At 64.9% G+C, this 11,776-nt stretch carries 9 protein-coding genes; 1 reads left to right on the top strand and 8 read right to left on the bottom strand.

All coding sequences use genetic code 11. From position 1 onward, the window contains the following. Positions 1-19 precede the first annotated feature (19 nt). From ASF90_RS09620 to ASF90_RS09585, 8 genes are all read right to left on the bottom strand, one after another. Complete coding sequence (locus ASF90_RS09620) at positions 20-931, bottom strand: DUF6624 domain-containing protein (protein WP_055848958.1); 912 nt, start codon at positions 929-931, stop codon at positions 20-22. Positions 932-1,052: 121 nt separating this feature from the next. Next, positions 1,053-3,638: an ATP-dependent chaperone ClpB gene (gene clpB / locus ASF90_RS09615; protein WP_055848955.1), complete on the bottom strand. Its 2,586-nt coding sequence runs from the start codon at positions 3,636-3,638 to the stop codon at positions 1,053-1,055. 201 nt (positions 3,639-3,839) lie between these two features. After that, a complete protein-coding gene (locus ASF90_RS09610) occupies positions 3,840-4,673 on the bottom strand; it encodes an ATP-binding cassette domain-containing protein (protein ID WP_055848953.1) in 834 nt (277 codons plus the stop codon). After that, positions 4,670-5,464: an aliphatic sulfonate ABC transporter permease SsuC gene (gene ssuC / locus ASF90_RS09605; protein ID WP_055850334.1), complete on the bottom strand. Its 795-nt coding sequence runs from the start codon at positions 5,462-5,464 to the stop codon at positions 4,670-4,672. Before ssuC ends, ASF90_RS09610 begins: the two co-directional genes overlap by 4 nt. Before the next feature lie 46 nt (positions 5,465-5,510). After that, on the bottom strand, positions 5,511-6,473 hold the full coding sequence (locus tag ASF90_RS09600) for an aliphatic sulfonate ABC transporter substrate-binding protein (protein WP_162847473.1): 963 nt from the start codon (positions 6,471-6,473) through the stop codon (positions 5,511-5,513). A gap of 17 nt (positions 6,474-6,490) precedes the next feature. Beyond that, complete coding sequence (mgrA, locus tag ASF90_RS09595) at positions 6,491-7,531, bottom strand: L-glyceraldehyde 3-phosphate reductase (RefSeq protein ID WP_055848948.1); 1,041 nt, start codon at positions 7,529-7,531, stop codon at positions 6,491-6,493. A gap of 16 nt (positions 7,532-7,547) precedes the next feature. Then, the gene (locus ASF90_RS09590; protein ID WP_055848945.1) at positions 7,548-8,876 is read right to left on the bottom strand and encodes an LLM class flavin-dependent oxidoreductase; all 1,329 of its coding nucleotides are present in this window, start codon (positions 8,874-8,876) and stop codon (positions 7,548-7,550) included. A gap of 67 nt (positions 8,877-8,943) precedes the next feature. Beyond that, complete coding sequence (locus ASF90_RS09585) at positions 8,944-11,196, bottom strand: TonB-dependent receptor (protein WP_236699235.1); 2,253 nt, start codon at positions 11,194-11,196, stop codon at positions 8,944-8,946. 270 nt (positions 11,197-11,466) lie between these two features. Here ASF90_RS09585 and ASF90_RS09580 point away from each other — a divergent pair, with 270 nt between their 5' ends. Then, positions 11,467-11,775, top strand: a complete 309-nt coding sequence (locus ASF90_RS09580; RefSeq protein ID WP_055850330.1) for a GIY-YIG nuclease family protein — start codon at positions 11,467-11,469, stop codon at positions 11,773-11,775. The last annotated feature ends 1 nt before the right edge of the window (position 11,776 follow it).

Below are 11,776 nucleotides of genomic sequence, written 5' to 3'. Positions count from 1 at the left end.
TGCGTCCTCCAACCGTCGATCAACGCACCGGCTTGTGGTAAACGTCGTGCAACATTTTTCTGTACTGCTCCATGGGAGGCAGTCCCATGTGTTGGCGACGCACATCCAGGCCAGCTTCGTCCTCAGTGGGCTGCAACGACATGCGGCCATCCGCATCGGTCTGGAACTGGGTGCCGTAGCGCTGAGGCTTGCCTTGCGCGCGCAAGACGCGATCGGTGAGCAGCGCAACGTCGTCAGGTGCCACATCCTGCCTGGCAAGCGCCGCCTCCATCAGTGCCAACACCTGCGCCTGAAACGCTGGGTCGGCGTCGGAGTGCTGTATCAGTGTCCATGCTGCATTGGCGCCATCTTCGCCCACCAGGCGCCGTCCCGGCCACCCCTGCGTTGCGACGACTTGCTTGAGCCATTCGGTATTTTCGCGCGTCACCGGCACGATAGATGCCCAGTCGGCTGGCTTGCCCCCAGCAGCGATTGCTGCATTTTGCGCTTGCTGATCCTTCTCCACGCGCGCAAGCAATTGCTGCCGCAATTGCGGATTCTGTGCCGCCTGCTGCTGCGCATTGATGCGTTCGGCCTTCGCCAAAAGTGCAGGCCACCCGCGCATCTTTCTTAGACGATTCAGGCCAGGTCGATCCTTGCTGCGCAAATCATCGATGGAAATGCGCCCTCGTGGAATTTCATCATCGAGATAGCGCATCGCCTCATCGGTCCGTTCTGCTGCCGCCAGGCATTCTGCGCGCAGGAGTTCGCCATTCTGTGGCAGTTCGCCGGATGAGCGCTGTAATGCGTCCATTACCTCGGCACAGCGCGCATAGTCTTTTGCCTCGTAGGCATTGAGCGCGGCGAAAACATCCGGCACTTCCCCTGCGTGCAGGGCACCTGCCAATCCCGAGGCGACGCCGAGGTAGATCGGGACATACGCAATACGCATCTGAAGTTCCTTGCCAGATGAGACGTTCGACTGGAGAAGAGCGCGACGGTTCGCCACGCTCCAAAACGACCTGAATGATGCAGACGACGCCTCGCATCCTGCGGGACGACCCGCCCTTCAATCAAGCCTTTCCAAACGCCAGACGCCCGCCCTCGACACGCACGCGCACCGTGTCGCCGCTGATGTAATGCCCGGACAGGATCTGCTGGGCCAGCGGGTTTTCCACCTGCGACTGGATCGCGCGCTTGAGCGGTCGCGCGCCATACACCGGGTCGAAGCCGACGTTGCCGAGCAAATCCAGCGCGGCATCGTCCAGATCCAGCTTGAGTCCGCGTTCGGCCAGGCGTTTTTCCAGGCCCTGCAGCTGGATGCGCGCGATCGATTTGATCTGCGCCTTGTCCAGCGGATGGAACACCACGATGTCGTCCAGCCGGTTGATGAACTCCGGGCGGAAATGCGCCTGCACCACGCCCATCACCGCGGCCTTCATCTGCGTATAGGCCTCGGCACTGTCGTCGCCGGAGAGCTCCTGGATCTGATGCGAACCCAGGTTGGAGGTCATCACGATCACGGTGTTACGGAAGTCCACGGTGCGGCCCTGACCATCGGTCAGACGGCCATCGTCGAGCACCTGCAACAGGATATTGAAGACATCGGCATGCGCTTTTTCGACCTCGTCGAGCAGGATCAGCGAATACGGGCGGCGACGCACCGCTTCGGTGAGATAGCCGCCTTCTTCATAGCCCACGTAGCCCGGAGGCGCACCGATCAGGCGCGACACCGAATGTTTCTCCATGAACTCGCTCATGTCGATGCGGATCATCGCTTCGGTGCTGTCGAACAGAAAATCCGCCAACGCCTTGCACAGCTCGGTCTTGCCCACGCCGGTCGGGCCCAGGAACAGGAACGAGCCACTCGGACGATTGGGGTCGGACAGGCCGGCACGCGAGCGACGCACCGCATCGGACACCACCTTGATCGCCTCGTTCTGGCCGACCACGCGGTGATGCAACTCGTCTTCCATGCGCAGCAATTTGTCTCGCTCGCCTTCGAGCATCTTGTTGACCGGAATGCCGGTCCAACGCGACACCACTTCGGCAATTTCTTCGGCGGTCACGCGGTCCTGCACCAGCTTGAAGTCGTGATGCTCCACTTCGTTGGCCAGCAGCATCTGCTTTTCCAGCTGCGGCAACACGCCGTACTGGATCTCGCTCATCTTGGCGTAGTCCTGGCGACGCTGCGCCGCTTCCAGTTCCAGCTTGGCGTGCTCGATCTGCTCCTTGACCTTGGTGGTGCCCTGCAGCGCGGCTTTTTCCGACTTCCACAGCTCGTTGAGGTCGTAGAACTCGCGTTCGAGCTTGTCGATATCGGTTTCCAGATCGGCCAGGCGCTGACGTGAAGCGTCGTCTTTTTCCTTCTTCAACATCTCACGCTGGATCTTGAGCTGGATCAGCCGGCGCTCCAGGCGGTCGAGTTCTTCCGGCTTGGAGTCGATCTCCATGCGGATGCGCGATGCGGCCTCGTCCATCAGGTCGATGGCTTTATCCGGCAACTGGCGGTCGGTGATGTAGCGGTTGGACAAGGTGGCCGCCGCCACGATGGCCGGGTCGGTGATCTCTACACCGTGGTGCACGGCGTAGCGTTCCTTCAAGCCACGCAGGATGGCGATGGTGTCTTCCACCGTCGGCTCGCCCACAAACACTTTCTGGAAGCGACGCTCCAATGCCGCATCTTTTTCGATGTACTTGCGGTATTCGTCCAGCGTGGTGGCGCCGATGCAATGCAGCTCGCCGCGCGCCAGCGCCGGCTTGAGCATGTTGCCGGCGTCCATCGCGCCATCGGCCTTGCCCGCGCCCACCATGGTGTGCAACTCATCGATAAACAGGATGATCTGGCCTTCGTTCTTCGACAGGTCGCTGAGCACCGCCTTCAAGCGCTCTTCGAACTCGCCACGGAACTTGGCACCGGCAATCAGCGCGCCCATGTCCAGCGACAGCACCCGCTTACCGCGCAGGCCTTCGGGCACTTCGCCATTGATGATGCGCTGGGCCAGGCCTTCGACAATCGCAGTCTTGCCGACGCCGGGTTCGCCGATCAGTACCGGGTTGTTCTTGGTCCGGCGCTGCAACACCTGGATGGTGCGGCGGATTTCTTCGTCGCGGCCGATGACCGGATCCAGCTTGCCGCTCTCCGCACGCGCGGTGAGATCGATGGTGTATTTCTCCAGCGCCTGGCGCTGCTCTTCGGCATTTTCCGATTGCACGGTTTCGCCGCCGCGCAGTTTGTCGATGGCCGCTTCGATCTTTTTCTTGTCGCCGCCGGCCGCGCGCAGTGCCACGCCCAGCGGGCTGGCATCGTCGGCGGCGGCCAGCACAAACCACTCGCTGGCGATGAAGGCATCGGCATGTTGCTGAGCGAGCTTGTCGGTCTGGTTGAGCAGGCGATTGAGATCGTTACCGATCGACAGGTTGCCTTCCTGCCCGGAGACCTTGGGCAAGGTATCCAGCGCCTCGCCGAGACGCTCGCGCAGCGACGGCACGTTGACCCCGGCCTGCGACAGCAGCGGGCGCGTACTGCCACCGCTCTGGTCGAGCAGCGCGGCCAGCACGTGCACCGGCTCGATGATGTTGTGGTCGCGGCCCACGGCCAGCGACTGTGCGTCGGCCAGTGCCTGCTGGAACCGCGAGGTGAGCTTGTCCATCCGCATGGGAAATCCTCTGAACGGGTGGCCGGCAACGCCGGCGATACCGTGCAGATGCGGCTGCCGAGCGGGGTTTCAAGGTTTGATCGGCACGGAACGAACCGAGACCAAGGCCCCCGAGACCGCCTTATCCGGCCCCAGAGTGTCGTTGCAAGCTGCGGGCAGCGCGGTCTGGCATCGGCCACGGGGCCGACCAACGGACGATTGCTACACAATCCGTCGCAACGGCACTGCCGCATGCAAAGCGCTGCCACCGCCAGCGATGCCCTGCCCCGTATCACCCTGCGCGGGAGTTGTGGCCGCACCCGCCTGCCCAGCGCCCAGCAGACGCGACAGCACCTGCGCCTGGATCGCGGCAAGCGCCGGCAAGCCAGGCGCGCGCGGATGCGCCACCGGCACGACCACATCCAGGCCGACCTGGCCCTGCTCGATCACCACGATGCGGTCGGCCAGCGCGCTGGCTTCGGCCACATCATGGGTCACCAGCACCAGGGTGAAGCCGTACTGCCGCCACAGCTGCACAATCAGCTGCTGCATCTCGATCCGCGTCAACGCATCCAGCGCGCCCAGCGGCTCGTCCAGCAGCAACAACCGCGGCCGATGCACCAATGCGCGCGCCAGCGCAACGCGTTGCCGCTGCCCACCGGACAACGCCGCCGGCCAGTCGCCGCCGCGCGTGCCCAGCCCCACCGCGTCCAGTGCCGCCTGTGCCTGTGCGCGCCCCACGCGACCCAGGCCGAGCGCCACGTTGTCGATCACCCGCTTCCAGGGCAGCAGCCGCGCATCCTGAAACATCAGCCGCACCGCATCGCGCCGCCGCGCCAACGGTGCATCGCCACTGTCCACGCGACCGGCATCGGCGCGCTCCAGACCGGCGATCACGCGCAGCAGCGTGCTCTTGCCGCAACCACTACGGCCGACCACCGCCACACAACTGCCGGCTGCAATCTCCAGATCGATGCCGCCCAACACATCGCTGCCGCCATAGCGCTTGCCGATACCGCGCAGGCTCAGCGGCAACCCATTGCCTGCCACCGTCATCGCGGCACCTGCGCGCGCCGTTGTTGCGCCGGATGCCAGCCCAGCCACCAGGCTTCGAGCCCGCGTGCGGCCAGATCGGCCAGCTTGCCGAGCACCGCATACAGCACGATCGCCACCACCACGATATCGGTCTGCAAGAACTCGCGCGCATTGGTTGCCAGGTAGCCAATGCCGGAGCTGGCCGAGATGGTTTCGGCCACGATCAAGGTCAGCCACATCAGCCCCAATGCAAAGCGCAGCCCCACCAGAATCGACGGCAGCGCGCCGGGCAGCAGTACATCGATAAACAATTGCGGCCCACGCAAGCCGTAGTTGCGTGCCATCTCGATCAACGCCGGGTCCACGCTGCGGATGCCGTGATAGGTATTGAGATAGATCGGAAAGAAGGTACCCAGCGCCACCAGAAACAACTTGGCGCCCTCATCGATGCCAAACCACAGGATCACCAGCGGAATCAGCGCCAGATGCGGCACGTTGCGCAGCATCTGCAGGCTGCTGTCGAGCAGGCGCTCGGCCACGCGCGATACACCGGTCAACAGACCCAGCGCCAGGCCAAGGCTGCCGCCGATGGCCAGGCCCACGGCGGCGCGCCAACTGCTGATCGCCAGGTGCTGCCACAGCTCACCGCTTTGCACGAGCGTGGCCGCCGCACGCAGCACTGCGTCCGGCGCCGGCAGGATGCGCTGCGGCAGCCAGCCAACCAATGCAGCGCCCTGCCATGCCGCCAGCACCGTCAATGGCAACACCCACGGCAGCAGCCGGTTGCCCCAGCGCCATGCGCGGGCGCTCATTGCATCGCCTTCGCGTTGCCGGTGTGCAGCGATGCAGCCGTGCGCATCACTTGCCTGCCGCTCGCGCGGCAACCGTGGCCGGCGCGCGCCACACTGCCGGTGCCACCAGCACGCGCTTGGGCAATAGCCGCTGCGCATAGAACAGGTCGGCGGTGGCCTGCTGCGCCTTGATGACTTCGGCGCTGAGCGGTTGCACGCTGGCCGGCGGGCGGTGCGCCAAGGTGCGCTCCACCACCGCAGGCGACAGCCCACTCACCTGCGCCAGCACCTTGATACTGCCGGCACGGTCGCGTTCCAGCAGGCCGTCGGCCTGATTGAGCGTGCCCATCACCTGCTGCACGAACGGGCCCCATGCCGTGGCATAGCGGCGCGACGACAGAAAGAACCCGCCGGTCAACCCCAACCCTTCGCCGTTGGCGAGCAGGCGCGCACTGCCATCCAGCGTCAACGCCGAATACCACGGGTCCCAGATCGCCCAGGCATCCACCTGCCCGGCCGCAAACGCAGCACGCGCATTGGCCGGCGACAGATACAGCGGAGTGATATCGCGCAGGCTCAAGCCGGACTTGGCCAATAGACGCAGCAGCAGGTTATGCGCGCTGGATCCTTTTTGAAACGCAACCCGCTTGCCCTTGAGATCGGCCATGCGCCGCAGCGTGCTCTTGGCCGGCACCAGAATGGTTTCGGCCTTCGGCGTCGGCGGCACCCAGCCCACGTACAACAGATCGGCACCGGCTGCTTGCGCGAACAACGGCGGAATATCGCCGGCCCCGCCCAGATCGACGCTGCCCACGTTCAAGGCTTCCAGCAATTGCGGCCCCGCTGGAAATTCCACCCAGGTAATGTTGGTGCGCGGGAAGCGCTGCTCCAGCAGACGGTGCTGTTTGGCCAGTACCAAGCTCGACACCGCTTTTTGATAGCCGATACGCAGCTGTGCGGGGTCGGCCGCAGACGCGCACGGCAACCACGCGGCAGTTATCAACAACATCACGACCCAGGCCACACGCATGCGCATCGACGATCTCCTCATTGCCAATCGGTTGACGGTTTTTCCCACAGGTTGATGCCGCCCTCGACCGCAAAGCGATCGATCTCGGCCAACTCTTCCGCGCTGAAGTTCAGGTTCTGCAATGCCGCAACGTTTTCGATCAACTGTTCCGGCCGGCTGGCACCCAACAACGCCGAACTCACGCGCGCATCGCGCAGCACCCAGGCCAGTGCCAGCTGCGCAAGGCTTTGTCCGCGCTTTTGCGCAATCGCATTCAATCCACGTGCGCGTTGCAGGTTGTCGTCGGACAGATGCTCCGGCCGCAGCGATTGCCCACCAGGGCGATTGACGCGCGCATCGGCCGGCACGCCATCGAGATACTTGCCGGTGAGCAGACCTTGCGCCAGCGGCGTGAATGCAATCACCCCGGCACCGATGTCTGCGGTGGCATCCAGCAGCTCGTGCTCAAGCCACCGGTTGAACAGGTTGTAGGCCGGTTGATGGATCAGCAACGGCACCTTCCACTCGCGCAGCAATGCCGCAATCTCGCGCGTGCGCGCCGCCGAATACGACGACACGCCCACGTACAGCGCCTTGCCTTGTTGCACGGCGCTGGCCAGTGCGCCGGCGGTTTCTTCCAACGGCGTGTCCGCATCGAAACGGTGCGAATAGAAGATGTCCACATAGTCCACGCCCAGCCGTTGCAGGCTCTGATCCAGGCTGGACAGCAGATACTTGCGCGAACTGCCGCCCTGCCCGTAGGGGCCGGGCCACATGTCCCAGCCGGCCTTGGTGGAGAGGATCAATTCATCGCGGTACGGCTTGAAGTCTTCGCGCAGCAAGCGGCCGAAGTTGCGCTCCGCGCTGCCATACGGCGGGCCATAATTGTTGGCCAGATCGAAATGGGTGATGCCCAGATCGAAGGCGGTGCGCAGTAGCTGCCGCTGGGTGTCGATCGGCGTGCTGTCGCCGAAGTTGTGCCACAGCCCCAGCGACAATGCGGGCAAGACAAGGCCGCTGCGGCCGACACGGCGGTAGGCGATGCGGTCGTAACGATCGGGATGTGCGAGATAGGTCATGGGTGTGTCCGGTAGATCAGCGGGCGCTGAAGCGATTGACGGGGCGTATCAGCCCCAGATGATCGCGCAAGGTGCGCCCTGCATATTCACGCCGGAACAGTCCACGTCGTTGCAGCTCCGGTACCACGTGCGTGGCCACATCGGCCAGGCCACCGGGCAGGTGCGGCACCAACACGTTGAAGCCATCGGCTGCGCCTTGCTCGAACCATGCCTGCAACTCGTCGGCAATCTGCGTTGGCGTACCGATCAGGCTGTAATGCCCGCGCCCACCGGCGATACGCCGACCGAGCTGTGCAATGCTCAACTGCTCCTGCCCGGCCAGTTCGGTGAACAACTGCTGGCGGCTGCGCTGGCCGGTTTCGGTGAGCGGCAATTCCGGCAACGGGCCGTCCGGCGGATAGCCGGACAGATCGAAGTTGCCCAGCATGCGCGACAGCAGCGCGATGCCGACCTCAGGCTCCACCAGCTCCTGGAATTGCTCGAATTTTTCCTGCGCTTCGGCCTGGCTTTGCCCCACCACGATGAACACGCCCGGCAGCACCTTCAATGCATCGCGCGTGCGGCCAACATGTTCCAGCCGCCCTTTGATATCCGCATAGAACGCCTGTGCCTTGGCCAGCGACGATTGCGCGGTGAACACCACCTCGGCGGTTTCTGCCGCCAGCGCGCGCCCGGGCTCGGACGAACCGGCCTGCACCAGCACCGGATGCCCTTGCGGCGCGCGCGCGATATTGAGCGGCCCGCGCACCTGAAAGTGCGTGCCGCGATGATCGAGCACATGCGCACGCGTCGGGTCGTGATGCAGGCCGGCCGCCTTGTCGGCAAAGAACGCGTCATCGTCCCAGCTGTCCCACAGGCCGGCGACCACCTGCTGAAATTCGCGCGCCCGCGCATAGCGCTCCGCATGCACGTAATGCGCATCGCGATTGAAGTTGAGCGCCTCATCGGCGGCGTCGGAGGTGACCAGATTCCACCCGGCCCGTCCGCCGGACAGATGGTCCAGCGAGGCGAACTTGCGCGCCACGTGATACGGCTCGTTGTAGCTGGTGGTCATGGTGGCGATCAAGCCGATGCGCTCGCTCACCGCGGCCAGTGCGCTGAGCAGCGTGAGCGGCTCGAACAGGCTGGAACGCGCCATCCGCGGTGCGATCGGCCCGCCGGCTGCGGCCAGGCTGTCGGCCACGAACACCGCGTCGAACTTGGCGGCCTCGGCGATGCGCACCATCTCGCGGTACTGCGCAAAATCCAGCGTGTCTGCGCTCGCCTGCGGGTGCCGCCAGGCCGCGACGTGGTGCCCGGTCGCCATCAGGAAGGCACCCAGCGACAGTTGCCGTGGCGCGCTCATCGCCGACCACCCAGCAGCATGCGCTGTGCGTGCTTGATCTCACTGTGTAAACCCATCGATTGCATCCTCAAAAATCCTTGTGCACTTGCACGCCGACGTAGCGCCGGTCGTCGCGCGGGACCAGGCGGTAGACATTGCCGGTGGCATTGGCCAACAGCGGCGCATACGTGCGATCGCCCAGGTTGCGGCCCAGCACCGCCACCCGCCAGCCATGCGCGTCGTCGGCCAGCGCAATGCTGGCGTTCCAGATCGCATACGGGCCCTGCAGGGTTTGCGCGGTCTGGCTGAGGTCGTACTGCACGCTGTCCTGCCAGCTCACATCACCGTTGAACTCCACGGCCAGGCTGCCACGCAGCGGCACGCGGTAGCCGGCACGCAGATTGCCCTTCCAGTCCGGCGAAAACGGCAGCGGTTTGCCGTCGACATTGCAGTTGGCCGCCGCTGCCGCCGGGCACGCAAAGCGTTGGATACGCGCCTGCGTGTACGCCAGCGATGCGGCCAGGCTGAGCCGCTCGGTAGGCCGGTAGTCCAGATCCAGCTCCAGGCCTTGCGTGCGCACCTGCCCGGCATTGATCAACCGCGTGACCACCTGCCCGGCCACGGTGTCGAAGAAGTTGGCCTGATAATCGGCATAGTCGGTGTGGAACAGCGCCACATTCGCACTGAGCCGGTCGTCCAGCGCGCGCGTCTTCAACCCCAACTCCCAGGCGTTTGACGTCTCCGGCTTCAGCGCCGGCGTGTCGCGCGGCTGCATGTTGAAGAACACGTTGTAGGCCGGGCCCTTGTAGCCACGCGAATAGGTGAGGTAACCGGTGGTCTGCTCGTTAATGTCGTACTGCAGGCCGGCGCGCCCGGACACGCCATTTTCGGAGGTGCTGCCGCTGCTGGCCGTGGAGGGCTGAATCCCGCTGACCGCTGTTGCCGCGCTGGACACGCGCTGATGCTGATACTCGAGCGTGTCGCGGGTGACGCGCGCGCCCAACAAGGCGCGCAGGTCCGGGCGCCAATGCCAGGTGGCCTCGCCGAACAGCGCATAGGTCTGCGCGCGGGTGTCGTAATCGGCCACACCCACATTGCTGGCGGTGGGCGTGGTCACGCTGCGGCGGTAGGTTTCGTCGCTACGGGCGTGCAGGTAGTACAGACCGGCCACCGCTTCCACTGCACGGTCGCGCGGCGTCTGCACGCGCAACTCCTGCGAATACTGCGTGTAGCCCAGCTCGCCACGATCGTGCGATGCCGGAAATGACGCACTGCGCTGGGCAGTGCGGTCGCCGTCCTGGAACTGCGTGTTATCCCATTGCCGCCATGCGCTGATCGAGGTCAGCACCACCTCGCCGATATGCCGGTCCAGTTGCAGCGACGCGCCCTTGTTGATGTCGTCCAGAAAGGTCGGGTAATCGCTGTTGATCTGGCGGTTGTCGGCACTGCCACGCACCGGCGCAAGCGCAGCGGCAAAGTCGGCGCGTGTGCTGGCAACGACGACGCCGCTGGGCGCATCGCTATGCGATTTCAGGTAATCGGCAAGCAAGGTCGCGCTGAAGTCCGGGCTTGGCGTGAGGTCCAGCCGCACGCGTGCGCCGGCGCGCCGGTAGCCATTGACGGTCTGCCCGTCGGCCACATTGCGCACGTTGCCGCCGTACTCGGCCCACAGCGCCGACACGCTGGCCTTGAGCACCTCAGGCACCAGCGCACCGCCGATGCTGGCACGCACGCGGTCTTCGTCGCCGCCGCCGAAGTGGGAATAATCCACATAGCCGCCAAACACCTCCGGCGCCGGCTTGCTGACGATATTGAGCACGCCGGCCGAGGCGTTCTTGCCGAACAAGGTGCCCTGCGGCCCACGCAGCACTTCGATGCGTTCGACATCGAGCAGGTCCAACGTGGCCTGTCCCGGGCGGCCCAGCACCACGCCATCGATTACCGTAGCCACGCTGGGCTCCACGCCCGGCGAGGTGGAAATGGTGCCCACGCCACGCAGGAACAACGAGGTGTCCTTGTTGGATGCGCCGCTGCGGAAGGTCAGGCTAGGCACCAGCGCCGGCAGGTCGGCCACGCTGTTGCGGTTCTCGCGCTCCAGGGTCTGGCCCTGTACCACCGACACCGCCACCGGCACCTGCTGCAAGGTCGTTTCGCGGCGGGTGGCGGTCACCGTCACCGCGCCCAACGTCTGTGCCGCGCTCTCCGGTGCTGCTGCTTCGCTCGACGCGTTGGCCAGCGTCGGTGCGCATGCCACCGCAAGACTCCACGCCAGCAACTGCGGTGTTCCCAACAACCTCGAAGCAGGAGCGATCCCCACAGGGATCCGGTGTTGCACAGGCATGGAGGTCCTTCGTGTGGACTGGAGCGATCAATGTGAAAGGTGGTGACGCGGCGATTCTGGTGGGTTGCACGCTGTGCAACCGCGCGTTGGCCACGAAGCCGCCTCGACCGCCAATGGCGATACGGCATGCTGTTTGCCAGCGCCATGAGCGTCAAATAACCAATGTTTAGGTGGTTATTCACTCATGCGCGGTCTCGCGTGCACTGGCCGGAGATGCGACCTTGCGACAGCGCGCTGCACAAGCGCGGCATCCACGGCGATAATGCGCAGATGGATGCGCCCAAGCCCTGGTATCTCTACTTGCTGCAGTGTCGCAACGGCAGCTATTACGCCGGGATCACCAACGATCTGGAGCGGCGCTTCCAGGCGCATGTGCGTGGCACCGGGGCGCGCTACACGCGGGCCAATCCACCGCTGCACATCCTCGCGAGCCACCCCTACCCCGACCGCGCCAGCGCCTCGCGTGCGGAGTGCGCAATCAAGCGGCAACCGCGTGCGCGCAAGCTGGCCTGGCTGCTGGCGCAGCCGCCATGCAACGCTGAGTCACATCCCGCTGACACCCCGATCACACTCGCCTAGC

This window comes from Xanthomonas sp. Leaf148, assembly GCF_001423585.1.
In the GTDB taxonomy this organism is placed as follows: domain Bacteria; phylum Pseudomonadota; class Gammaproteobacteria; order Xanthomonadales; family Xanthomonadaceae; genus Xanthomonas.
This window is presented reverse-complemented; position numbering and strand designations above follow the sequence as displayed.